The sequence below is a fragment of the Ruegeria sp. CDSC042 genome (assembly GCF_059610745.1).
Window position 1 is genome coordinate 34,284 of sequence record NZ_JBXWOF010000008.1, and the last position, 22,793, is coordinate 57,076.

The following is a 22,793-nucleotide window of genomic DNA, read 5'->3' on the forward strand; positions in this document are numbered from 1 at the left end:
GGCTTGACGCGAGCCTCTGGTTGTCTTCACACTTGGGCGGAACGATCCGAACCCTGAGGCAGGTGAATTCGCAGTCAGTCCTCGCCCACGCAGCCGTGTGGGTCGGCCCTTTTCGTGCAGGTATTACTGCAACCTGAAAAGAGGGACATCACTCATGCGCGTATTCACCGTCCTCGGCCCCAGCCAATCTGGCAAGACAACCCTGGTCGAGGCCATAAGCCGCCTCGACAACCGACCCACCACATTCGATGTCTCCGGAACCGTGCACTTGCACGGTTTTTCTTACTTGGACGAGCCCTGGTGCGCGATCGATGTGGACGGGGGCAGCGACAATCTGGGTTATGTCGGACCAGCCATGGCGATTTCGGATGCGGCGGTTGTGGTTGTCCCGCCGGACCCAGACGCGGCTGTCTTGTGCGCGCCCTATCTGCGGCTGGTTGAAGAGGCGGGCATTCCCTGTTTCCTGTTCATCAATCGGATGGATGCCCCAAATGGCCGTATCCGGGATATCATCGCCGCGCTACAGACCTACTGCACCCACCACATCGCCCTACGTCAGGTCCCTATTCGCGACGGCGAGACAATAGTCGGCGCGGTCGATCTGATCTCGGAGCGGGCTTGGAAATATCAGGAAGGCCAGCCCTCGGCCCTGATCGAACTGCCGCTCTCGGTCGAGGACCGCGAACAAGAAGCCCGCACCGAGCTGCTAGAGACGCTGTCGGATTTTGACGATCACCTGTTGGAGCAGCTGATCGAAGACAAACAGCCCGCAAGTGCCGAGATCTACGATCTGGCCGCGCAGGTTTTGCAGAACCACCAGTTGATCCCCGCCTGTCTGGGCGCGGCCAGCCATGGCAATGGCCTGACCCGCCTGATGAAAGCCCTGCGGCACGAAGCCCCTGAGTTCAACATTGCCGCCAACCGCGATGAGGCCACCGAGACTGCCCGCGCCATTGCGGGATTCGCGGACGTGAAGAAACATATCGGCAAGATCATCGTCCTTCGTGGCCTGGGAGATGGCGTGCGTGCGCATGAAGCTTTGGGAGGTGAGACGGTCGGCAATCTGACGACACTTGACGCCAAGACCCAGATTTCCGGGCTGGAGGCAGGTCAGATCGGGCTGGCCGTGAAATCCGATCACCTGATCCCCGGCAATGTTTACGACAGCAAATCCGAATCTCCGTTGCCGGAATGGGCATCATCACATCCAGTCGCCCAACGTCAGATCGTATCACCCGCGCATGAGCGAGATGACGTGCGCCTGTCGAACGCTCTGACCCGTCTGGTCGAGATCGACCCCGGTCTCCATCTGGAGCAGGATGAGCTGACCGGCCATGCGGTGCTGGGCTCTCAAGGCCCGCAGCACATGCGCCGGATCACCGCCAAACTGGCCGAAGATTTCGGGATCGAAATCGTGGCCGACCCGATCGAGACCGCCTATCGCGAAACCATCCGTGCGCCCATCGAACACCGCCACCGTCACCGCAAGCAATCCGGTGGTGCGGGTCAGTTTGCAGATGTCGTGATCTCGGTCACGCCCATGCCGCGCGGATCAGGGTTTCAGTTCGAAGAGATCGTGAAAGGCGGTTCGGTGCCGCGCAACTATATTCCTTCAGTTGAACACGGGGCCAAGGACGCGCTGGAGCAGGGGCCTGAGGGCTTCCCTGTTGTTGATGTCAAAATCACGCTGAGTGACGGCAAACACCACAATGTGGACAGTTCCGATTATGCTTTCCGCACCGCAGGCAAGAACGCCGTACGCGAGGCGCTGCCTCAGGCCAAACCGGTGGTCCTGCAGCCCATTCTGAACGCAGAGATTCACCTGCCATCCGATTTCGTCGGCGACCTTGTCCCCACGATCAGTTCCTTACAGGGTCAAGTGCTGGGTTTCGAAGGCAACCCCAACGCTTCGGGCTGGGAGATTTTCAATGCCCAACTTCCTGCCGTGGCCGAGGATGAGTTGCATCGCACCCTGGCCAGCGCCACGCGCGGCACCGGTTGGGTAAAGTTAAGCTTTGATCACTATGAAGAACTGCGCGGCCCTATACCGAAAACGGCAACGCGGGAAACCGCAAACGCGTGAAAAACACGGCGAGCGGGCTTCAGCCCGCTGCCGCAATCAATTCGCGGGTGTAATCTGTCTGCGCGTTTTCGAACAGGTCTTCGGCAGCGCCCATTTCAATCACGTCACCGTTCCGCATAACGATGACATTGTGTGACATCGCCCGGACCACTTTTAGGTCATGGCTGATGAACAGATATGCCAACCCGTATTTCCGCTGCAGATCTCGCAGCAAGTCTACGATCTGCACCTGAACCGTCATGTCCAGCGCGCTTGTCGGCTCATCCAGCACCAGAAGTTTGGGACGGAGCACCATCGCCCGTGCGATGGCGATACGCTGCCGCTGCCCGCCCGAGAACTCGTGCGGATACCGGTCCATCGACGCCGGGTCCAACCCCACTTCGGTCATCACATCCGCCACCAGATCACGCGGGGAGCGGTGTGGATCAACCTTGTGGATTGCCAGACCCTCGGCGATGATTTGCATACAGGTCATGCGCGGGCTCAGGCTGCCAAACGGGTCCTGAAACACAATCTGCATATCCTTGCGCAAACGGCGCAATTCGCGTGTGGACCAACGGCGCACATCCTGGTCGCGAAAGGTGATACCACCCTCGGACGCGATCAGCCGCATGATGGCCAGCGCCAACGTGGTCTTGCCCGACCCGCTTTCGCCCACGATCCCCACGGTTTCGCCGGCGCGCACGCTGAGGCTGGCGTCATTCACCGCCTTAACATGGCCGACAGTTCGCTTGAGAAAGCCGCGCTGGATCGGGAACCAGACTTTCAGATGATCAGTGCGGGCGACCTCTTCTGCATCCGCGGCGACCGGATCGGGTTGGCCCGACGGTTCGGCCGCCAGCAATTTCCGGGTATAGGGATGCTGAGGGTTCTCGAAGATGTCCGCGGTTGCACCGGCTTCGACAATCTCTCCGTCCTTCATGACGCAAACTCGATCGGCGATCCGGCGCACGATGCCAAGGTCATGGGTGATGAACAGCATCCCCATGTTTTCGGCTTTCTGCAGGTCTGCCAGCAACTCGAGTATCTGTGCCTGAATGGTCACGTCCAGCGCCGTGGTCGGTTCATCTGCGATCAGAATGTCCGGCTTATTGGCAAGCGCCATGGCGATCATGACGCGCTGCCGTTGTCCGCCCGAAAGTTGGTGCGGATAGCTGTCCAACCGATCCTGCGGATCACGGATGCCAACCTTGGTCAGCAGCTCGACAATCCGACCACGGGCCGCGTCGCCCACAACGCCCTGATGCAGCGCCAGCGATTCAGCCATCTGCTTTTGGATCGTGTGCAAAGGGTTGAGCGATGTCATCGGCTCTTGAAAGATGAAGCTGATGTCGTTGCCTCGCACATCCATGAGATGCTTCTCGGACGTTCCGATCATCTCTTGCCCGTCGTATTTCACCGATCCTTCGACAATCGCGCTGTCGCCCAACAGCGAAACGGTCGACAAGGCGGTCACAGATTTTCCGGACCCGGATTCCCCTACCAAAGCCACGGTTTCCCCACGATCCACCGTGAAGGACACGCCCTTGACCGCCGCACTGACCTGCCCGTCCTGCCGGAACGAAACCTTGAGGTTGTTTACATCCAGCAGGCTCATGAGAAGGTCTTTCTGGGATCAAACGCATCGCGGACGCCTTCGAAAATGAAGACCAGAAGCGACAGCATGATGGCAAAGGTGAAAAAGGCGGTAAAGGCCAGCCAAGGGGCCTGCAAGTTCTGTTTTGCCTGCAAGGTCAGCTCGCCAAGTGACGGGGCCGAGGACGGCAGGCCGAAGCCCAGAAAATCCAGCGAGGCAAGCCCGCCAATCGTTCCGGTGACGATGAAGGGCATGAAGGTCAGCGTGGCGACCATTGCATTGGGCAGCATGTGGCGGAACATGATCGTCCTGTTGCTGACGCCCAACGCCCGCGCCGCCCGGACATATTCAAGGTTTCGCGCCCGCAGGAACTCAGCTCGGACAACGCCAACCAATCCGGTCCAGCTGAACAGGATCATGAGCAACACCAGCAACCAGAAACTGCGCCCTAGAATAGCGAACATGATGATGATCACATAAAGCGATGGGGTGGCCGACCAAATCTCGATGATCCGTTGAAAGATCAAATCCAGCCAGCCGCCAAAAAAGCCCTGAATGGCGCCTGCGAAGATACCGATCAGGCTGGCAACACCTGTGACCATCAGCGTGAACAGAATGGACAGACGGAACCCATAGATCACCCGTGCAAGCACATCGCGCTTGGTGTCATCGGTGCCCAACAGGTTCTGACCGTTGGGCGGCAGCGGGGCGGCGCCCGGCCGATCAACGCTGGTTTTGAAAGAGTATGGGATCAGCGGCCAGATGGCCCAGCCGCGCTCGAACCCGTCGGCGGCAAAGGATCCGGCCTCGATCTGCTCGATAATGCCGTCAGGATCGTCAAAGCACTGATCCAAACCGCCACTGTCTATCAGACAACGCACTTCGGGGTCGCGATAGATTGCTTCGGTTTGGAAATCACCGCCAAACTCGGTCTCTGGGTAGAAATTGAAGATCGGCGTATAAAGCTCACCGCGGTATTTCACGAGGATCGGTTTGTCATTTGCGATAAATTCAGCAAATAGCGACAGGCCGAACAGGATCGAGAAGATGATCAGCGACCAGAACGCCCGGCCATTGCGACGGAAGTTGCGCCACCGGCGCTGATTCAGGGGGGAAAGCGCCATTTACCCCTCCCGCTTTTCAAAGTCGATGCGCGGATCAACCAACACATACATCAGATCACTGATGATGCCGACCACCAGACCCATTAGGCCAAAGATAAACAGGGTCCCGAAAATAACCGGGTAATCCCGCGCCACGGCGGCCTCGAAGCCCAACCGGCCCAATCCATCCAGCGAAAAGATGGTTTCGATGATGATTGACCCTCCGAAAAACACACCGATGAAGACGGCCGGAAAACCCGCGATTACGATCAGCATCGCATTGCGGAATACGTGGCCGTACAGCACCCGGCTTTCGCTCAGGCCCTTGGCGCGGGCGGTCATGACATATTGCTTTTTAATCTCGTCCAGAAACGAGTTTTTGGTCAGCAAGGTGAGCGTTGCGAAGGCAGAGATGGTCAGCGCCAGGATCGGCAACGCGATATGCCAGAAGTAATCGGCAATCTTGCCAAATACACTCAGGCTGTCCCAGTTGTCCGAGGTAAGCCCCCGCAGCGGAAAGATCTGCCAATAGGACCCACCGGCAAATAGCACCAGCAGCAAAATGGCGAACAGAAATCCCGGGATGGCGTAGGCCACGATGATGGCACCACTGGTCCAGGTGTCAAAGCTTGATCCGTCCCTGATCGCCTTGCGAATACCCAGAGGGATCGACACCAGATAGGCAATCAGCGTCGACCAAAGCCCCAGCGAAATAGACACCGGCATCTTTTCCAGCACCAGATCGGTCACACTGATCGACCGGAAATAGCTCTCGCCAAAATCCAGCGTCAGGTAATTACCCATCATATTCAGAAACCGTTCCAAGGGCGGTTTGTCGAACCCGAATTCTTTTTCCAGTTCTTCGATGAATTCAGGCGGCAAGCCACGCCCGCCGATATAGCGATCATTTGTTCCGCCGGTCTGCTGCTCAATATCGCCACCACCGCCAGCGATACCTTCAAATACATCTCCACCACCCTCCATCTGGGCGATGATCTGTTCAATCGGGCCGCCTGGAACAAACTGCACAAGGGTGAAGTTGACGATCATGATTCCCAGCAATGTGGGAATGACCAGCAGCAGGCGTCTTAGAATATATGCTCCCATTTGGGCGGATTACCTCAAGGCGCCGGAGGATTTCAACTGGGCTTCCTGCTCGGCGTTGATCCACCACAGGTCTTCGACTCCCAATGAATAAGGCGGCAGGTTTTCCGGGTATTCATACATGTCCCAATAGGCAACCCAGTATTTGCCCAAATACCAAGTGGGCACCATGATCCGCTTGGCCCGCAAAACACGGTCCAGGGCACGAACATTGGCAAACAACTCTTCGCTGTTGGTCGCTGCCACGATGTTGTCGATCAGCGGTTCAATATCCGGGCCATACGCACCGGACGGGTTGAATACGGAATACGAGGCCGCCTCGGTTCCGAATTGCTGGTACAGTCCCGTCGAAGGTTGCAGCGAACTTGGGTACCCGCCGAAAATCATGTCGAAATCCCGGTCACGGCGGCGCAGGGTGAATTGCGCATTGTCCACACGATTGTAGGTTGCATCTATGCCCATCGTCCTCAGGTTAGCGACAAATGGCTGGATGATACGATCAAGAGTCGGCTGGTCTGACAGAAATTCTATGGCCAGTACTTCACCGTTTTGATTGCGGCGGATACCGTCTTCGCCCACCTGCCAACCCGCCTCATCCAGCAGCTTCATCGCGGCGCGCAGATTGCGGCGATCATTCTGACGCTCGGCGCGGGATTCATGGGCAACGACCGGTTGGTCGGTCAGTACCGCAGGGTCCAGCGCATCGCCCAGGCTTTGCAGAACCTCCAGTTCACGCCCCTCGGGCAGCCCCGTCGCTTCTAGGTGAGTTCCCTGCCAGAATGAGTCGCGCTGCTGAAACAGGCCATATTGCAAGCTTTCATTCGTCCATTCGAAGTTGAACCCTAACTGGACGGCTTCGCGCACCTTGGGATCCTGAAATTGCGGTCGGTCCAGGTTCATGACAAAGCCCGAAGCGTTGGGGACATCCCCGTCTTCCAGCTCTACCCGAACCACTGTTCCGTTTGCTATGGCAGGAAAATCATAGGCCGTTGCCCAGCTTTTTGAATTGTTTTCCTGGCGTAGTGTGAACGTGCCCGCCTTGAACCCTTCCATCGCAGCAATCGAGTCCGCGAAATATTCGATCCGGATGGAGTCATAGTTGTTGCGGCCAACATTCACATTAACGTGGTCGCCCCAATAGTCCGGGTTGCGCTTGTAGACGATGCGCCGGTTGATGTCATAGCTGTCCAAAACATAAGGTCCGGATCCGATACCGGGCTCAAGCCGGGATTTGTCGAGCCGCCGGTTTTCGGGGTCTGCCTCAAACCAGGCCTTGGAAAACACAGATGTCCCGGCAACCTGACTTATTAGGCCACGGCGCGGGATATCCGGTGCGAAGTAGAATTTAACCCGATTATCATCCAGCGCTTCGGCACGCGGAATCATCTCGCGGACGGCGTCGGCGTAGGATTTTAACCCCTGTTCCAGCAGCAGATTATGCGAAAACACAACATCTTCAGCAGTCACCGGGGTTCCATCGGAAAACCGCGCCTCAGGTCGCATGTTGAAGATGACCCAATCCTGGCTTTCCGGGTATTCTAGGCTTTCTGCCAGCAGACCGTAGTAAGTGGCCGTTTCATCATAGGACGCGACCATCAGGGATTCATACTGATCCGCAGAACGCGCACCCGCGCGGCCCTGCCGCGTGTAAGGGTTGAAACTGTCAAATGTCCCTTGTGCTGCATAAGACAACTCTCCGCCGCGCGGCGCATCAGGATTAACATAGTCGAAATGGGCAAACCCTTCAGGGTATTTCAAATCGCCAAATTCCGAGAATCCGTGGCTTTTGATGATGGTCTCTTCGGCAAACAGTTGAGAGGTCATGAGCGCAAGCAGCAAAAAGCCGGTAATCGGTATGGTCAACCAACCTCTGAAATCCAATGCACGTGCCTGAACAATCTGTCGGTTGGATTCCATTTGGCTCATCCCCTGTTGCGTCACTTCTTATAGTCTTGCGCCTGAACGAAGCTAAAGGTCCAGCGTTGACTGATTCAAGTTTAGAATGCGTGAGCGCATTGTGAAGGTTTCTTCATACAAAAAAAGCCGCTGCACGGGGCAGCGGCTTTGAATTTCAGATGTGCCGGTCTGGCATCAGTTGCCGATTGTCTGCAGATAGGCAATCAGATCGGCACGGTCCTGCGGTTTTTTCAGGCCAGCAAAACTCATGGATGTGCCCGAGATATAGCTGCTTGGCTTGGTCAGGAAGGCATCCAGTGCTTCGGGTGTCCAGTTGCCGCCATGGGCCTGCATCGGTGGCGAATAGCCGGTAAAACCGCTGGCCGTTGCGACAGGGCGGTCAACGACACCATACAGATAGGGGCCTGTGCCGTTTGCACCGTCTTCCAGCTTGTGACACGCGGTACACTTGCGGAAAACTTTGGCGCCTTTTTCAACGTCGGCGGCGGCCAGAAGCTCTTCAAATACTACCTCTTCACCGTTGGCGCTTTCGCCTGCGCTTTCGGTTTCGATGATGTACGAAGCCGTCTCGCCATGGGCATCGGCGTGGTAAAGCTCTTCTGCGGCCCATTTGGCCAGAAGCAGCACCAGGAAGGTGCCAAACAGGCCTGCTGCGGCCTTGGTAACTGTCATCGTGTCGAACATTGATCGCGAGTCCATTTCAGCTGTCTGCGGGGTGTCTAAGGCTTCCCCTTACAAGAGGCAAGGTATAGACACCGCGACTAAACGCCCAATTCTGGAACTTGTTGCACGGAATCGACCAAATGACAAAACGTATCGCATTTCAGGGAGAACCCGGTGCCTATAGCCACGAGGCATGCCGAAACGCTCGTCCCGATATGGAGGCCCTGCCCTGCCGCACATTTGAGGATGTGATCGAATCAGTTCGGTCCGGCAAAGCAGACCTGGCGATGCTTCCGGTCGAAAATACGACCTATGGGCGGGTGGCCGATATTCACCGCCTGCTGCCCCATAGCGGGTTGCATATCATCGACGAAGCTTTTGTTCGCGTACACATCAATTTGTTGGCCGTCCCCGGTGCCAAGCTGAGCGACATCACCGAAGCGCATTCGCATCTGGTACTGCTGCCACAATGCGCTGGGTTCCTGAAGCAGCACGGCATTCACGGACGCGTCAGCCCGGACAATGCCCGCGCCGCGCGCGAGGTTTCCGAGGCTGCCGAACTGCATTCTGCCGCGCTGGCCAGCGAGTTGGCCGGAGAGATCTATAACCTGAACGTCCTTGCCCGCCATATCGAGGACAGCGACGACAACACCACGCGTTTTTTGATCATGTCACGCGATGCGGACCTGTCGCGGCGCGGGGCGCATGGGATGATCACCAGCTTTGTGTTTCAGGTCCGCAACATCCCGGCCGCGCTGTATAAGGCGATGGGCGGGTTCGCCACCAATGGTGTCAACATGACCAAGCTGGAAAGCTATATGGTCGACGGGTCGTTCACGGCCACTCAGTTCTATGCGGATATTGTCGGGCACCCGGACGATCGCAATGTGCAACTGGCCCTGGAAGAGCTGGAACATTTTACCACCAATGTCGAGATTCTGGGCGTCTATCCGGCAGTCCAGCCGCGCGGCTAGGTCAACCCAGCCGGTATTTCTTGCACATCGCCCCTTCATGTGAGCGGTAATCGACAAATCCCATGGCCGCGTAATAGGCCAGGCCTTCGGCATTTTGCGCGCCAATGGTCGCGTCTATTGCAGGCAGACCTGCGGCGCGGGCCGCCAGCAGCGTTTCCTGAAATAGGGCCCGCCCGACCCCCATGCGCGCGGCTGATGGACGTATATGTGTTCCGATGATGCCCCAACCGGCTGTTACGCCATAAGGGTTTCCGTCGACGGCCAGTTTCAGCGCCTGAAAGCCCAATACCTGTGAACCCTGCACCGCCACGGTGCATTGGATGCTGCCGTGGTGGCTGATGTAATGCTCTTTGGCAAAACCCTCATCGCTGGGTTTGGTGCGCTTACCGGCGGTCACGATCTCTTGCAGGACCTCGGAAATACCTTTGGCGTCATCCACAACAGCGCTGCGCAATATCACATCAGACATTCAGGGCCTCTTGTCTCGGAATTCTCAAGAACCGTGCAGATGACGTTCTTCCATTTCCCGCGCGAATTCGCTGAGGCGGGCCTGAAACTGTCGCCGGAACCGCGACTGACCCAATCTGAGCGATTGCAGCAACAGCCGTGCAGGCAGGGATTTGGCCGATAGCGACATATCCACGGTCAGCCGGGTTCTACGTTGCGACAGGGCCAGAAACTCGACCCTGGTTGAGCCATTCATTCCCTTGCTTGCCGCCTCGAACCGCATATGGGTCGGTGGATCACATTCGGCCATATTGATTTCCACGCGCCGGGGCTTTCCGCGCATACGGAACTCGGTCTCCCAGGATGTACCGGGCACAACGCCCATATGCCCTGACAAACGCCGGACCTCGATCCCGCGGCGCATTGCCATCCGCTCGAACCGTTCGAAATCCGCAAACATTTCGAACACGGCGTTGACAGGGGCCTGAATATCTTCACGTGCGGAGAATTGCATGGTGGGTTATCGTTCTCTTGCCTATTCGCCCAGTATTTTGTCAGTCGAGCGTATCTGCAAGCCAGTTTTGCAGCAGAAAATGCGCAATCGCGCCTTTGCGCGCTGGCAGAAGGCTGGGATGTTCCCCAGCAAAGACCTGCATCATTTCAGCCTTATTCACCCATATCGCGTCTTCGATTTCAACCGGGTCTATAGTGATTTCTTGCGACAATGCCTCGCCTGCACAGCCAAACATCAGTGACGCCGGAAAGGGCCAGGGCTGGCTGGAAAGATAGGTTACTTGCCCGACGGGGACACCGGCCTCTTCCATCACCTCTCTGCGCACCGCCGCTTCCAGCGTTTCTCCGGGTTCGACAAATCCGGCCAGTAGCGAATACATCCCTTCAGGCCATCCCGGGGATCGCCCCATCAGCACCGAATTCCTATATGTGATCAACATGATGACCACCGGGTCGGTGCGTGGGAAATGCTGCCCCCCACACGACGGGCAACTGCGTTGCCATCCTGCTTGCGCCATATCGCTGGCGGCGCCGCAACGAGCGCAAAACCTATGGGTTTCATGCCAGGCGATGACCGCCTTGGCGGAAGCCGAAAGTTCGGCATCACGTGGGGAAAGGCGCGCCATGATGCGGCGCAATTCGACAAAAACCTGACCTTCAGGCAAATCCGGGTGCTGTTGCTCTGATCGGTCGAAGAATGCTCCAAGCTCGGACAGGTCAACGCCCTCGGGCATCCAATCGGATATATCAAAGGCAAAAACCGGAACCTCATCCGAGAGACCAAGCAATACTGGCGCTGGGACGATCCCACCGGGACCATTTGCGATCAGCTCGTGCAAGACAGGTAACAAGCAGAGTTGATCAAGGGCCTCTCCTTGAACCAGCAGCTTTCCGCGCCACAGCAACAGGCATTTCGCTTTCGGATGTGCTCGCGCTGCTGCCATCGCGTCGACGTCTCCACGAAGATGTGCGGCACGATCCAGCCCTGATCCACCAAACGTTACCTGTTCCGCGTTCTTCATTTAAATTCCTCTGGTTCGCCTGCACAGGGCTGCCATGACAGCTTCGGTGTTGCAACGACAATTCCACGACCGAAAACCGAGGCGATCCTGTCAAATTACCGCAAGTACATAAAAAAATTTGCACTTACTATGCTTTTTGTTGAAGTTGTTATTCATAAAACTGCCAAAAGTAGAGTATTGAAAACAATTTCGCATTTGTCTGATCAGTCTGTAGGTATCCGGATTTTGGCGACCACCGATCTGCACATGAACCTGTGCAGTTTTGATTATTACGCGGATCAAGACGAACCTACGATCGGATTGACCCGAACGGCCAGCCTGATCCGGCAGGCGCGGAACGAGGCTGAGGCAGACGGAGATATCGTCTTGCTCTTCGACAACGGAGACGCTCTGCAGGGTACACCGTTGGGGGATTGGGCTGCCGATCCCGCCAATGCGCCGCACATCCTGATGCAGGCCTTCGGCAGCCTGGGATATGACGCGATTGGCCTGGGAAATCACGACTTCGGATTTGGGCTTCAATTCTTACAGCACGTTATCTCTGACGCCCCCTGCCCTGTGCTCAGCAGCAATGCCTTGCGCACGAATGGGCCACAGATCTGGCAAGATCATGTCATTTTGCACAAAGAGATCCCTGGCTCGCCGACACCTATGGCCTTGAAAATTGGTGTTTTTTCGGTCCTCCCCCCTCAGACAGCGCAATGGGAGGCGCACAAGCTGCACGACACCCTTACCACTCAGGACATCCTGACTTGTGCGGCAAACAAAGTCAGAAAGCTCCAAGACGAAAATTGCGACCTGATCATCGCGTTGGCCCATACCGGTTTCGGACCGGACACGTCACAACGGAATATGGAAAACGCGATTATTCCGCTGGCCGAAATCGAAGGTATCGACGCAATAATTGCTGGTCATTCCCATTTGACCTATCCCGCCAAGGCCGGCTCTGAAAACACTCTGGTGCATGGCAAACCAGTTGTCTTACCCGGAACGGCCGGATCACATCTGGGGGTGGTCGACCTGAAACTTCACTCGGCAGAGCGCGGCGGCTGGACCGTTGGCGAAGCCCGGGCGGCGCTGCGACCGATATCTGCGGGGCGTCCCGACGAAATCGTATCACTGGCGCCCGAAGATCCGGAATTGTTGCATCTCTTTTCCTCTGGTCATGCCGAAACCCGCAGGCGAGCGGGCCAGCCGGTCGGGCGCACCCCGCACCATCTGCACAGCTATTTCAGCTTTTGCACCGAGGACCGTGGGCTGAGGCTGGTCGCCGCCGCCCAGGCTGCCGCGTTACGTCTGTGTATGTCCGAAACCGACCTGGCAGATATTCCGATTTTATCGGCGGTTTCACCTTCGAAATTCGGCGGTCGGGCCGGGCCGCGATTCTATACGGATGTTAAGCCTGGCGAGATATTCCTGCGTAACGTGGTTGACCTGCATGTTTTTCCAAACGAATTGCAGGGTGTCATTGTATCCGGTGACCAAATCGTGGACTGGCTTGAGATGTCCGCAGCTGTTTTCAACCAGATTTCAACCGGATCTGCATCCGAACTTATTTGCGAAAATCGGGTGGGTCACAACTTTGATGTGCTATACGGGCTGTCCTGCATAATTGATCTGACACAACCTCCGCGTTTCGACGATATGGGCACCTTGATCAACGCCGAAAACCGGCGCGTTTCAGAGGTTCTGGTCGGTGCCACCCCCATTGCACCGGATCAGCAATTTGCCGTCGCGCTTAACAATTATCGCGCCAGCGGGGGCGGGCATTTCCCATTTGCGGGTAATGCGCAACGTATCGACATGCCCATCCTGCCGGTCCAGCAAGCCCTGCTGGATTATCTGTCAGGCACCTTGGTCAGCGATCCGCTTGAAGAGGCCCAGGAACCCTTCAGAATCACTAGTAACACGGGTACGCAGGCGATCTTACGCACCGGTCCAAGTGCCCACCGACATCTGCAGGACATTCAGGAATTTGATCCACAAGTCCTTGGAACTGACGGAAATGGCTTTTTACGGATTCTTCTGACCTTCTGACGGGTTGTGTTTTTCCGGCCAACTGCCTATATCCACCCTCGAGAGGTTGGCGCGGGCGAGCGCCTCGCCAACCTGGTCAGATCCGGAAGGAAGCAGCCACAACGAGCCCCGCTTGGGTCGATGTCCAACCTCTCACTTACGCGCAACGACTGCCGCAGGAGGGACTTTATGATTGTAGCAATGACCCTTCGGGCAGAGCGTTTCCGGGACTAACCCCCGCTTTTGCCTGAACACGTTACCGATGGGTGCGCGCCTGCCACCCTGATGGTTTCCTGTATCTGAACACAGGCAGAACAATGTCCAAAACACTTTCGGACCTGGGATGGTCCTCTCATTTTGCAGCCCAACATGCTGTGAACCCTACCTGCACACCGCATCGCATCAACGCCGTCCATCGTGATCGCCTGATCGGCCTGAATGCGCTTGGCGGCACATCTGATCTGACCCCTGACCGATCAACCGGCGAATTTGCGGTTGGCGATTGGGTCCTTGCGGATGATCAAAACCGCATTCGGCATCTTTTGGAGCGCAAAAGCCTCTTGCAACGCCGGGCCGCAGGCACCGGTGCGCAGGTTCAGCTGATCGCGGCGAATGTGGACGTGCTGTATATCGTCAGTTCCTGCAATGCCGATTTCAATCTGGCACGGCTAGAGCGTTATCTGGCGCTGGCGCATCAGGCCGGGTGCTATCCGGTTGTTGTCCTGACCAAGGCCGACAGCTGCCCTGACCCAGAGAGCTATGCCAGTCAGGCCAGTTCGCTGGCTCGGTTTCTGACCGTTCTAACCGTCAACGCGCTGGAGGCGTCAGAGATTGATCCGATCCTGTCCTGGTGCCCTGCCGGGCAAACTGCTGCTTTGGTCGGCTCATCCGGTGTCGGCAAAACCACATTGGCGAACGCCATGACTGGTCAGGCCGGGACAACGGCGGGGATCCGCGAGGATGACGCACGGGGTCGCCACACCACGACCCATCGTGCGCTTCACCCGATGCGAAACGGGGGGTGGCTGATTGATACGCCAGGAATGCGCGCCCTGCGTTTGATGGATGCCCAAGACGGCGTGGATGAGGTTTTCTCAGACCTTCTGGAATTGGCTGCAACGTGCCGGTTCTCAGATTGCCAGCACCAGGCCGAACCCGGTTGTGCTGTGCAAGAGGCGATTGCCGATGGCCTGCTCTCGCCGGACCGGCTGGTACGCTGGAACAAGCTGCGGCGCGAGGATCAGAGGAACTCTGAAACCCTTGCGCAATCCCGGGCGCGCGACAAAGCCTTTGGTAAATTGGTGCGGTCTGTCATGCATGATAAAAAGTCTCGCAACAGACCCTAACGGGGACGGAAAAGCGCGTCTTCAGGCAATCAACCGGGGCCAAAGCGCCTGATTTCTGCGGGCAAAGGCACCGATATGACCGATCTCGGGCACTCCGATCTCTTTCGGAGACAGCAGATGCCGCCGCGCCTTTGGTCCATACAGATCGGCAAGCCGCCAGACAGCGTCTGGCGGCACCATCTGGTCGTCCTCGAAGGTGAACAGGTCCACCGGCGTATTCGATTGCGCCCATCTCGCTTCGGGCAGAGCGTCACCGATCTGCGGCACATAATTCTGCGGCGCCGTGCACCAGCTACGCCATTGCCAATAGACCGGACCAGGCAAATCGGCACCGATCCCCACCGCTTTGCCCGGCAGATAGCCCAGCGCATTCACTGCCAGACGCCCATGCACATGCCAGAACATCCACGCCAGCCCGCGATAGGGCCAGGGATGGTCGGACAGAGTAACCAGCCCCGAACATACACAGATCATCCGGTCGATCTGATCAATGTCTGGCTGCACCGGCCCCAGCAAGCCGCCAAGGGAATGACCGATGCTCCACTGCAAAGCGTCCGGGAACCGCCTGCGCATCTCAGCCCGTGCGGCGGGCATGTCGACCAAGGCCCAATCCGCCATGGTCACCTCGGAAGTTTTGAGTTTGTCGCGCAGCGAATGCCCGAAATCGCTGTAGTCATAGGTCAAACAGGCAATACCCTGTTCGGCGGCCAGCCAACGGGCAAAATGCTGGTAATATTCGCGCGGCACTGCAGTTGCGCTGTGAATCACCACGGCGACCTTCGGCTCGGTTTCAGGCAGATACAGCCGCGCCGACAGGCTGGCAGAGCCTGAGGCAAAATCAAAGTCCTTAGTCTGGACGCAGGGCGTGGTATCAAGCATGGCGCTTCCGACAAATTCTGAACTACTCGGTTCACTCAACAATCGGCCCGATTTCGGCCACCAGAGTCAAGATTTCATCAAGATGACCAAACGTCCGGTTTGAACCCCAACAGGTGGCTTGACTCGGGGTCTGCATAGCCGCTAGCGATGTGGTGATGGTTCTTGCCCCGGAATTGGGGCGGGATGAAAAGGGAACACGGTGCGGTCTGCCCCGGCGATGCCGGAAAGGGCCAACTCCGCGACTGCCCCCGCAACTGTAAGCGGTGAGCAATGCCGAAATACCACTGGCCCCAGGGCTGGGAAGGTCGGCAAAGCGACGACCCGCAAGTCAGGAGACCTGCCATCGTATCGAAACCGAAACTCGGGCGGGGTGTCCGGGCAGGTCGTCAGCGCGCTGTCAAACCTGATCCTCACCCTTCGTCCTGCGCGCGGAGGGCGCATTATGATCTGGAAGACAAAAACACACGAATTCACCGCAACCGTCTGTCAGAGGACCGGGAAACCCTGCCCCGCCCTTGCCCGAATGGCACGCGCCATGGCCGAGGCGATGGCGACGGCAAGGCCTGCGACATCCAAAACATTCGAGGTCGAAGGTACCAGCGATCTGACCCATTGCACCGAAGGCTGCACGGCCCGTTTTCGGGCCCAATCAGAACAAATCAGGGTCTATTGCGGCACCAGCACAGACACGCCGACAGAAAAGCTGGACGCCTATGGCGACATGATGTTCGGGCCGGAGTTCATCCAGAAATCCGCTGGTTTTCTGTCAGAACCACCCTGTGCGATGCTCGACGTATCGATCCTGCCGCCGCGCAGCGACAGTATTCCGTATCAAGTGTCTGCCTGATTCAGGGAAGGGTTCGGGCCGGCAACCCGGCCCAGTCCTTTTGCGCGTCGGTTTCCACCGCGCAGGGCCGCACCGCACGCAACCGCCGAAGCGCTTGGCCAGGCGCTTCGCCGCATTCCACCATTAGCCGCATCACAACCATCCCCGAGCGACCGCACCCACCGCGGCAATGCACCAGCACCTTGCCACCTCTGGCAAGGACATGTTGGGCCGCCTCACTGGCTTGCGGCCAAAGCGCCTCAACTTCAGGCGTGGGGACGCCGAAATCGCGGATTGGAAGGTGAACCCAGGCAATCCGTTCGCACTGCAGGTCCGCCTCGAATGACAGCCCGCCGGAATGCTGGAACTCATCCGAGGTCGTCATCGAGATGACCAGGTCCGGCGCCCAATCCCGGATTACTGCGAAATCCCCAGCATAATCGCCCGTGACACCCGGCAGTGGGCACAGAGCGATCTGCCCTTTGCCCAATCCAAGAGGGTGAATTACAAAACTCTCCAACACAGCTCCTTTTCCTGCATCACCACATGGGGCTGAAGCCCCTCATGATTTACCGGCTCTGATGCAACTTGCCAAAACGAAATTCCTTTTCGCGCGCGGTGGACGCGGGCGGCGGGGGTCTCTACGCTGCAAACCTGACACGAATCCAACAGAGCAGACATGACCGACACGCCCAGCCCCGCCTATCAGGTTCTCGCGCGAAAATACCGCCCGGAAACTTTTGCTGACCTCGTCGGTCAGGACGCAATGGTGCGCACGCTGAAAAACGCGTTCGAGGCCGACCGGATTGCACAAGCCTTCATCATGACCGGCATCCGCGGTACGGGTAAGACAACCACGGCCCGGATCATCGCCAAGGGCATGAATTGCATTGGCCCCGATGGCGAAGGCAAGCCCACGACCGAACCCTGCGGCCAGTGCGAACATTGCGTCGCCATCATGGAAGGCCGCCACGTCGATGTGATGGAAATGGACGCCGCCAGCCGAACCGGCGTGAATGATATCCGCGAAATCATCGACTCGGTCCGATACCGCGCCGCCAGTGCGCGCTATAAGATCTACATCATCGACGAGGTTCACATGCTTTCGACCAGCGCATTCAACGCGCTGCTCAAGACGTTGGAAGAACCTCCTGCGCATGTGAAGTTCATCTTTGCCACGACCGAAATCCGCAAAGTCCCGGTGACTGTTCTGTCGCGGTGCCAACGATTTGACCTGCGCCGGATCGAACCCGAGGACATGATTGGCCTGCTCAATAAGATCGCAGCGGCTGAGAAGGCACAGATCGCGGAGGATGCCCTGGCGCTGATCACCCGCGCGGCCGAAGGGTCGGCGCGCGACGCAACTTCGCTGCTGGATCAGGCAATCAGCCATGGGGCCGGTGAAACCAGCGCCGATCAGGTGCGCGCGATGCTGGGTCTGGCCGACCGGGGCCGGGTATTGGACTTGATGGAAATGATCCTGCGAGGGGATGCAGCAAGCGCGCTGACTGAATTGGGCGGGCAATATGCCGAAGGGGCCGATCCGCTATCCGTGCTGCGTGACCTGGCCGAAATCACGCACTGGGTTTCGGTTGTGAAGATCACGCCAGACGCAGCCGAGGACCCGACGGTTTCCCCTGATGAACGTGCCCGTGGTCAGCAAATGGCCGAGGCCCTGCCAATGCGCGTTTTGACCCGGATGTGGCAGATGTTGCTGAAAGCGCTGGAAGAGGTATCGGCCGCGCCAAATGCCATGATGGCTGCTGAAATGGCCGTTATCCGCCTGACCCATGTTGCCGACTTGCCCAGCCCCGAAGAGCTGATCAAGCGCCTGCAGGACAACCCGCCACCGCCTCCGAATGGTGGTCCGGGCGGTGGTATGGCCGTGCCCTCTCAGGCTCCGGTACCAGCGGCATCATCTTCTTACGTGTCCGCAACTAGCAGCCCCGCCGGCGCGCCTTCGGCGGCTCTGGCCCATGATATCCAATCGGCGCTGGCACGGTATCCGAGTTTTGACCACGTGGTTGAATTGATCCGCACCAATCGGGATGTGAAACTTCTGGTCGAGGTCGAAAACGGGGTGCGGCTGGTTTCTTACCAACCGGGGCGGATCGAATTCACCCCGACACAGAACGCACCCACAGATCTGGCAGCGAGACTGGGTTCGTCGCTGCAACGATGGACTGGCAACCGCTGGGCTGTGTCGATTGTGGCCGATGGTGAGGTTGCGACCATCGCCGAGATTCGAGACGCCGCCGAGCTGGCGTTGAAAGCAGAGGCTGAGAAACACCCGTTGGTTCAGGCGGTGCTCATGCAATTTCCGAAGGCACGCATCAAGCGGATTGAAACACCGGAAGAACGTGCCGCCAAAGTGGAAACCGAGGCGCTGCCCGAGGTCGAAGACGAATGGGACCCGTTCGAGGAAGACTGAAACCGTCCCATCTGACCCAACTGGAAACCTCCCGGGCCCAACGGGAGGAAAGGTCTGGCCAAAGGCCTTGACGACGGGCGGGAGCCAGCTCGGCCCTTGTGCCGCGCCGACCGCGCCCGTATTTAGGCGTCAAACCGAATATTAGGAGAATACCGATGCTCAAAGGACTCGGCGGCCTGGGTGACATGGCCAAGATGATGAAATCCGCGCAGGATCTACAGACCAAGATGACGGATATGCAGGAAGAGCTGAATACCATCATGGTTGTCGGCGAATCCGGTGCAGGGCTGGTCAAGGCAACAGCCACGGCCAAGGGAGAGCTGAAAGGTCTCGATATCGACCCATCAATCTTTAACGGCGACGACAAGGAAGTGGTCGAAGATCTGATCCTGGCCGCCGTCAAAGATGCTCAGGCCAAGGCCGCAGAACGGTCGCAGGCTGAGATGGCTAAGCTGACCGAAGGCATGGGCCTGCCCGCAGACATCAAGCTGCCGTTCTGATAGGCACTCCTGACGAAATACCGGCCGGGCCCAACTGCCCGGCCCTTATGCAGGAGCAAGCGCAGTGAGTTCGAACAGCGATATCGACAATCTGATCGACCTGATGGCCAAACTGCCGGGCCTCGGCCCACGTTCGGCCCGTCGCGCAGTGCTGCATTTGATCCGCAAACGCGCCCTTCTGCTGACACCGCTTGCGGACGCGATGCAACAGGTTGCCATCACTGCCCGTGAGTGCCTGAATTGCGGCAATGTAGGCACTTCGGATATCTGCGACATCTGCGATAGCGAAGTCCGCGCGACCGGAGAGCTGTGCGTCGTCGAAGACGTCGCCGACCTTTGGGCGATGGAACGCGCCGCAGTTTTCAAAGGCCGCTATCATGTTCTGGGTGGCACCTTGTCAGCATTAGATGGAGTCGGCCCGGATGAGCTGCGCATTCCTCGCCTCAAGGATCGGGTCACAGCCGAGGGGATCACCGAAGTCATTCTGGCGCTGAACGCCACTGTCGATGGCCAGACCACCGCGCACTATATAGCCGATCAACTGGACGGGCAGGTGCGCCTGACCTCGCTGGCGCAGGGTGTGCCGATTGGCGGCGAGCTGGACTATTTGGATGACGGGACGATCACAGCGGCGCTTAGGGCGCGGAAGGAGTTGTAGTGTAGCCCATGACGCGCTTCAAAAGGAGTTCGAAACTCAATCTCCGATGATATTGCAGCTTACCAACCATTCCGATGGAAGGACATTCACTGCAACGTTGTTAGGCAATTGAAAATACGACACTCGCCTATAGCTCCACGCAAATGGAACGCAATCTTTAAGAGCCGCGCCGTGCAAAAAGAACTGCCCCTCTTAGAGCGCATGTTTAAGTGATTGGTAGAATGAGTTCTGAATTTCCACATCTGCATTAAAGCTTCTGGTGGCTATTGCGCGCAACAACTCAGCATATGTTGCAACAAACACCGTAGAAAAACTCATCGACAAGGCCAAAAAATCGGAACCGAGAGAAGTTCCTTCAAGCCCTTCTTTGCTAAGAAGGCGGCAACCAAATAGCTCGTCGCGGTACCGAACTACAGCAATATCGGCCAAAACGGTGCGCCAAGCCTGTCGTTCCAGAGCGTTATCAGGGCAATTGGCTGGAGTGAGCTTCCAAACAACAGCTTTGCCGTAGTCGCGTAGGCAACTAAGCTCAGAAAAATAGTCAGCAACATTTTCATGAATTTGGACCTTCAACCGCCGCAATTTGCAGGAACGTAACGACTAGGGCGATCTCAACGTCAGGAACCTCAAAATGGTCCCCACGCTCGACAACATGTACCTGACCCGGACTGTGCATCTGGGCCCTTCGGCGGTGCTCAGCGGTTATGACACGCTGGACGTGACCCTGTTTTCAAGACGTGCAGCTTTGGTACCGCGACTGCCATCCGGACCCTCTAACGAATCGGATCAAAAAGCGCGTCTTTGGCCGCGCAGTCCTTGATCACATCCCGGCCACAAGGCACCGGTTCAAGATCGCGGGACAGGCACAGGCGCACCTCTTCGATATAGCCTTGTTTGCAGGTGACGGTGATCATGTCGCGCTCCAGCCCCGGATTGACCTTTAGAAACGCTTCTTCCACGACAGATGCGGGCAGTTTTACAGATGTGTCCAACTGGCGGAACACCTTTGGACGCTCGACCGACCCATAGGCCTGCCGCGACAAGGTGTAATAGTCCGAAGCGCTTAGGCCCGAGCAGGTGCCGTGCTTCTTCCATTGATGCCAGGCAAGGCCGGAACTGCCTTGAATATCTTCCATTTCACGGGTCATAGTCCGCGTCGGCGAGGCCTCGGCCGTGCGGCAATAAGATGGCCAGCCCTGATGGAATTGCGGCCAAAGCCCGTGTAGAATCCAGCCGTGATCATGCCGCACATCGCATTGATCGGACCCACGCGCGTCGCCTTCGCGCGCGCACCAGTTCGGCGACCAGCTAAGTGCCAGGACATAGTAGTCGAACGCGCCCGACTTTTCACCCTCGGCCAGCGCCGTCATTGCACTAAAAACCCATAGAACCAGCCAGCGCATTCGCCTCTTCCCTTCTTGCCCTGCCGCGACTATATACAGCCCAAGTTCCCCGACAACGGAAACCTGCCCCAAGATCACGGGGCCGCCGAATTCCGGCGACGGGAAAGATGTATGCATAGGAGACGGGCTGATGGCAAAACCGCTTATGGCCAAGGCAACAGCCGTATGGCTAGTAGACAACACAACGATCAGCTTCAAGCAGATCGCGGATTTCGTAGGAATGCACGAGTTGGAAGTGCAGGGCATCGCCGATGGCGATGTGGCCGCTGGCGTCAAAGGGTTCGACCCGATCGCCAACAACCAGCTTACGCAGGAAGAGATTGACGTGGCGCAGGGCAACCCACTGCACAAGCTGAAGCTCAAGTTCAACCCCGCTGCCAGTGGCGAGGAAAAACGTCGTGGCCCGCGCTATACCCCGCTGTCCAAGCGTCAGGACCGTCCGAACTCGATTCTGTGGCTGGTCAAGTTCCACCCCGAACTCAGCGACGGTCAGATTGCCAAGCTGGTCGGCACCACCAAGCCGACCATCCAGTCGATCCGCGAGCGGACGCACTGGAACATCTCGAACATGCAACCGATTGACCCCGTCGCTCTGGGCTTGTGTAAACAGTCCGAGCTGGACGCAATCGTGCAGAAAGCCGCCGCCAAGAAAGCCGCTGAAGGTGGCGTCATGAGCGATGATGAGCGCCGCAAGCTGGTTTCGACCGAGCAGTCACTGGAAATGGACGCAGCGCCCAAAATTCCAACGGCGATCGAGGGTCTCGAGACCTTCTCGTTGTCTGATGACTCCCCCGAGGAGAAAGAAGAGCCGATCATCGACGCCGACAGTTTCTTCAACTTGCCCAAAGGCGAGGCCGAGGATGAAGACGAAAGCGATCCGCGTTTCTGATACGCAGACAGCCCCGGTCAGACTGGCCGGGGCTTTTTTGACGAGACTCTGATGCTGAACATATTGTCTGCCATTTTTGGCCCACACCGCGCCGTGACAATCTATGCCTTCCTAAGAACCTGGGGCCTGCTCGTGTTCGGTGTCGTAGGCGTTATCGCGGTTGCCGCAGCCCTGCTGTTGCTGAACGACGACGGCACGCATGAACACGAAGCCTTCATGACCGTCCCGGTTCTGTCCGCCACCGCTATCAACGGCGACCTCAAGAACGGGGTGATTGCCTCGGTACGTTTACCCGACGGGTCCGCGACGTCGATCACTTCGACCGAGGCCCCGATTTCCCAGACCGTTGGCCAAAGCGCCTGTGTCGAAAAGCGGGTCTATGTGGAAAGTGGCGAACCAAGGTATCGCTTCAAACTTCCGCGTTATTGCGAAGCAAGCTGACA

Annotated in this window: 22 protein-coding genes, 1 other RNA gene and 1 riboswitch; of the genes, 11 read left to right on the forward strand and 12 right to left on the reverse strand. The window is 57.7% G+C overall.

Annotated elements, in window-relative coordinates; translation table 11 throughout:
• Nucleotides 1-154: 154 nt before the first annotated feature.
• A complete protein-coding gene (locus tag AC2FHX_RS15505) occupies nt 155-2,083 on the forward strand; it encodes an elongation factor G (RefSeq protein WP_496702635.1) in 1,929 nt (642 codons plus the stop codon).
• A 19-nt stretch (nt 2,084-2,102) separates the two neighbouring features.
• Here the strand turns inward: AC2FHX_RS15505 and AC2FHX_RS15510 are convergent, their stop codons facing one another.
• The 5 genes from AC2FHX_RS15510 to AC2FHX_RS15530 form a co-directional block, all read right to left on the reverse strand.
• Nucleotides 2,103-3,680 (reverse strand): ABC transporter ATP-binding protein, encoded by a 1,578-nt coding sequence (locus AC2FHX_RS15510; RefSeq protein ID WP_496689902.1) that lies wholly within the window; start codon nt 3,678-3,680, stop codon nt 2,103-2,105.
• On the reverse strand, nt 3,677-4,783 hold the full coding sequence (locus AC2FHX_RS15515; protein WP_142636960.1) for an ABC transporter permease: 1,107 nt from the start codon (nt 4,781-4,783) through the stop codon (nt 3,677-3,679). The genes AC2FHX_RS15510 and AC2FHX_RS15515 overlap by 4 nt, the downstream gene beginning before the upstream one ends.
• The gene (locus AC2FHX_RS15520) at nt 4,784-5,869 is read right to left on the reverse strand and encodes a microcin C ABC transporter permease YejB (RefSeq protein ID WP_142636962.1); all 1,086 of its coding nucleotides are present in this window, start codon (nt 5,867-5,869) and stop codon (nt 4,784-4,786) included.
• A gap of 9 nt (nt 5,870-5,878) precedes the next feature.
• Nucleotides 5,879-7,783: an extracellular solute-binding protein gene (locus tag AC2FHX_RS15525; RefSeq protein ID WP_496702636.1), complete on the reverse strand. Its 1,905-nt coding sequence runs from the start codon at nt 7,781-7,783 to the stop codon at nt 5,879-5,881.
• A 174-nt stretch (nt 7,784-7,957) separates the two neighbouring features.
• On the reverse strand, nt 7,958-8,467 hold the full coding sequence (locus tag AC2FHX_RS15530; protein WP_281973121.1) for a c-type cytochrome: 510 nt from the start codon (nt 8,465-8,467) through the stop codon (nt 7,958-7,960).
• Nucleotides 8,468-8,586: 119 nt separating this feature from the next.
• Between AC2FHX_RS15530 and AC2FHX_RS15535 the strand changes: the two genes are divergently transcribed.
• Nucleotides 8,587-9,420, forward strand: a complete 834-nt coding sequence (locus AC2FHX_RS15535) for a prephenate dehydratase (RefSeq protein ID WP_271949791.1) — start codon at nt 8,587-8,589, stop codon at nt 9,418-9,420.
• A 1-nt stretch (nt 9,421) separates the two neighbouring features.
• Here AC2FHX_RS15535 and AC2FHX_RS15540 read toward each other — a convergent pair whose 3' ends face one another.
• From AC2FHX_RS15540 to nudC, 3 genes are read right to left on the reverse strand one after another with little or no spacing between them, the layout of a single operon-like run.
• Nucleotides 9,422-9,889, reverse strand: coding sequence for a GNAT family N-acetyltransferase (locus AC2FHX_RS15540; protein WP_496702638.1), 468 nt, complete (start codon nt 9,887-9,889; stop codon nt 9,422-9,424).
• Nucleotides 9,890-9,913: 24 nt separating this feature from the next.
• On the reverse strand, nt 9,914-10,381 hold the full coding sequence (locus tag AC2FHX_RS15545; protein ID WP_142636970.1) for an SRPBCC family protein: 468 nt from the start codon (nt 10,379-10,381) through the stop codon (nt 9,914-9,916).
• Nucleotides 10,382-10,421: 40 nt separating this feature from the next.
• Entirely contained in the window at nt 10,422-11,402 is a 981-nt protein-coding gene (gene nudC / locus AC2FHX_RS15550; protein WP_142636972.1) for an NAD(+) diphosphatase, read from the reverse strand.
• Nucleotides 11,403-11,597: 195 nt separating this feature from the next.
• Between nudC and AC2FHX_RS15555 the strand changes: the two genes are divergently transcribed.
• From AC2FHX_RS15555 to rsgA, 3 genes are all read left to right on the forward strand, one after another.
• On the forward strand, nt 11,598-13,439 hold the full coding sequence (locus tag AC2FHX_RS15555) for a 5'-nucleotidase C-terminal domain-containing protein (RefSeq protein ID WP_496702640.1): 1,842 nt from the start codon (nt 11,598-11,600) through the stop codon (nt 13,437-13,439).
• Nucleotides 13,440-13,478: 39 nt separating this feature from the next.
• An RNA gene (gene ffs / locus AC2FHX_RS15560) (signal recognition particle sRNA small type) lies at nt 13,479-13,577 on the forward strand.
• A gap of 158 nt (nt 13,578-13,735) precedes the next feature.
• Nucleotides 13,736-14,764, forward strand: a complete 1,029-nt coding sequence (rsgA, locus tag AC2FHX_RS15565; protein WP_496702642.1) for a ribosome small subunit-dependent GTPase A — start codon at nt 13,736-13,738, stop codon at nt 14,762-14,764.
• Between the two features lie 21 nt (nt 14,765-14,785).
• On the opposite strand, the gene AC2FHX_RS15570 is transcribed toward rsgA, so the two are convergent.
• Nucleotides 14,786-15,643, reverse strand: a complete 858-nt coding sequence (locus tag AC2FHX_RS15570; protein ID WP_282021949.1) for an alpha/beta hydrolase family protein — start codon at nt 15,641-15,643, stop codon at nt 14,786-14,788.
• A 139-nt stretch (nt 15,644-15,782) separates the two neighbouring features.
• Nucleotides 15,783-16,002: riboswitch (cobalamin riboswitch) on the forward strand.
• A gap of 83 nt (nt 16,003-16,085) precedes the next feature.
• Between AC2FHX_RS15570 and AC2FHX_RS15575 the strand changes: the two genes are divergently transcribed.
• A complete protein-coding gene (locus AC2FHX_RS15575) occupies nt 16,086-16,490 on the forward strand; it encodes a hypothetical protein (protein ID WP_282021950.1) in 405 nt (134 codons plus the stop codon).
• A 1-nt stretch (nt 16,491) separates the two neighbouring features.
• On the opposite strand, the gene AC2FHX_RS15580 is transcribed toward AC2FHX_RS15575, so the two are convergent.
• On the reverse strand, nt 16,492-16,992 hold the full coding sequence (locus tag AC2FHX_RS15580; RefSeq protein ID WP_496702645.1) for a protein-tyrosine phosphatase family protein: 501 nt from the start codon (nt 16,990-16,992) through the stop codon (nt 16,492-16,494).
• 156 nt (nt 16,993-17,148) lie between these two features.
• Between AC2FHX_RS15580 and AC2FHX_RS15585 the strand changes: the two genes are divergently transcribed.
• The 3 genes from AC2FHX_RS15585 (at nt 17,149) to recR (ending at nt 20,058) form a co-directional block, all read left to right on the forward strand.
• Nucleotides 17,149-18,900, forward strand: a complete 1,752-nt coding sequence (locus AC2FHX_RS15585) for a DNA polymerase III subunit gamma/tau (RefSeq protein ID WP_281973092.1) — start codon at nt 17,149-17,151, stop codon at nt 18,898-18,900.
• A 155-nt stretch (nt 18,901-19,055) separates the two neighbouring features.
• Nucleotides 19,056-19,400 carry a YbaB/EbfC family nucleoid-associated protein gene (locus AC2FHX_RS15590; RefSeq protein ID WP_142636987.1) on the forward strand — a complete coding sequence of 115 codons (345 nt, stop codon included), beginning with the start codon at nt 19,056-19,058 and terminating at the stop codon, nt 19,398-19,400.
• A 64-nt stretch (nt 19,401-19,464) separates the two neighbouring features.
• A complete protein-coding gene (gene recR, locus AC2FHX_RS15595) occupies nt 19,465-20,058 on the forward strand; it encodes a recombination mediator RecR (protein WP_142636989.1) in 594 nt (197 codons plus the stop codon).
• A gap of 192 nt (nt 20,059-20,250) precedes the next feature.
• Here recR and AC2FHX_RS15600 read toward each other — a convergent pair whose 3' ends face one another.
• Nucleotides 20,251-20,631: a hypothetical protein gene (locus AC2FHX_RS15600; protein ID WP_142636994.1), complete on the reverse strand. Its 381-nt coding sequence runs from the start codon at nt 20,629-20,631 to the stop codon at nt 20,251-20,253.
• 200 nt (nt 20,632-20,831) lie between these two features.
• Nucleotides 20,832-21,461, reverse strand: a complete 630-nt coding sequence (locus AC2FHX_RS15605; protein ID WP_496702798.1) for a ribonuclease T2 family protein — start codon at nt 21,459-21,461, stop codon at nt 20,832-20,834.
• 130 nt (nt 21,462-21,591) lie between these two features.
• Between AC2FHX_RS15605 and AC2FHX_RS15610 the strand changes: the two genes are divergently transcribed.
• Nucleotides 21,592-22,350 carry a DUF1013 domain-containing protein gene (locus tag AC2FHX_RS15610; protein WP_142636995.1) on the forward strand — a complete coding sequence of 253 codons (759 nt, stop codon included), beginning with the start codon at nt 21,592-21,594 and terminating at the stop codon, nt 22,348-22,350.
• Nucleotides 22,351-22,401: 51 nt separating this feature from the next.
• Complete coding sequence (locus tag AC2FHX_RS15615) at nt 22,402-22,791, forward strand: hypothetical protein (protein WP_142636997.1); 390 nt, start codon at nt 22,402-22,404, stop codon at nt 22,789-22,791.
• Nucleotides 22,792-22,793: the final 2 nt, after the last annotated feature.

Excerpts from the sequence above, each read along its gene's own strand:
- AC2FHX_RS15570 (WP_282021949.1), bottom strand. The coding sequence starts at position 15,643 with ATGCTTGATACCACGCCCTGCGTCCAGACTAAGGACTTTGATTTTGCC.
- AC2FHX_RS15590 (WP_142636987.1), top strand. The coding sequence starts at position 19,056 with ATGCTCAAAGGACTCGGCGGCCTGGGTGACATGGCCAAGATGATGAAA.
- AC2FHX_RS15525 (WP_496702636.1), bottom strand. The coding sequence starts at position 7,783 with ATGGAATCCAACCGACAGATTGTTCAGGCACGTGCATTGGATTTCAGA.
- AC2FHX_RS15615 (WP_142636997.1), top strand. The coding sequence starts at position 22,402 with ATGCTGAACATATTGTCTGCCATTTTTGGCCCACACCGCGCCGTGACA.
- AC2FHX_RS15540 (WP_496702638.1), bottom strand. The coding sequence starts at position 9,889 with ATGTCTGATGTGATATTGCGCAGCGCTGTTGTGGATGACGCCAAAGGT.
- AC2FHX_RS15515 (WP_142636960.1), bottom strand. The coding sequence starts at position 4,783 with ATGGCGCTTTCCCCCCTGAATCAGCGCCGGTGGCGCAACTTCCGTCGC.
- AC2FHX_RS15605 (WP_496702798.1), bottom strand. The coding sequence starts at position 21,461 with ATGCGCTGGCTGGTTCTATGGGTTTTTAGTGCAATGACGGCGCTGGCC.
- AC2FHX_RS15520 (WP_142636962.1), bottom strand. The coding sequence starts at position 5,869 with ATGGGAGCATATATTCTAAGACGCCTGCTGCTGGTCATTCCCACATTG.
- AC2FHX_RS15505 (WP_496702635.1), top strand. The coding sequence starts at position 155 with ATGCGCGTATTCACCGTCCTCGGCCCCAGCCAATCTGGCAAGACAACC.
- nudC (WP_142636972.1), bottom strand. The coding sequence starts at position 11,402 with ATGAAGAACGCGGAACAGGTAACGTTTGGTGGATCAGGGCTGGATCGT.
- rsgA (WP_496702642.1), top strand. The coding sequence starts at position 13,736 with ATGTCCAAAACACTTTCGGACCTGGGATGGTCCTCTCATTTTGCAGCC.
- AC2FHX_RS15530 (WP_281973121.1), bottom strand. The coding sequence starts at position 8,467 with ATGTTCGACACGATGACAGTTACCAAGGCCGCAGCAGGCCTGTTTGGC.
- AC2FHX_RS15610 (WP_142636995.1), top strand. The coding sequence starts at position 21,592 with ATGGCAAAACCGCTTATGGCCAAGGCAACAGCCGTATGGCTAGTAGAC.
- AC2FHX_RS15585 (WP_281973092.1), top strand. The coding sequence starts at position 17,149 with ATGACCGACACGCCCAGCCCCGCCTATCAGGTTCTCGCGCGAAAATAC.
- AC2FHX_RS15575 (WP_282021950.1), top strand. The coding sequence starts at position 16,086 with ATGATCTGGAAGACAAAAACACACGAATTCACCGCAACCGTCTGTCAG.
- AC2FHX_RS15510 (WP_496689902.1), bottom strand. The coding sequence starts at position 3,680 with ATGAGCCTGCTGGATGTAAACAACCTCAAGGTTTCGTTCCGGCAGGAC.
- AC2FHX_RS15535 (WP_271949791.1), top strand. The coding sequence starts at position 8,587 with ATGACAAAACGTATCGCATTTCAGGGAGAACCCGGTGCCTATAGCCAC.
- AC2FHX_RS15545 (WP_142636970.1), bottom strand. The coding sequence starts at position 10,381 with ATGCAATTCTCCGCACGTGAAGATATTCAGGCCCCTGTCAACGCCGTG.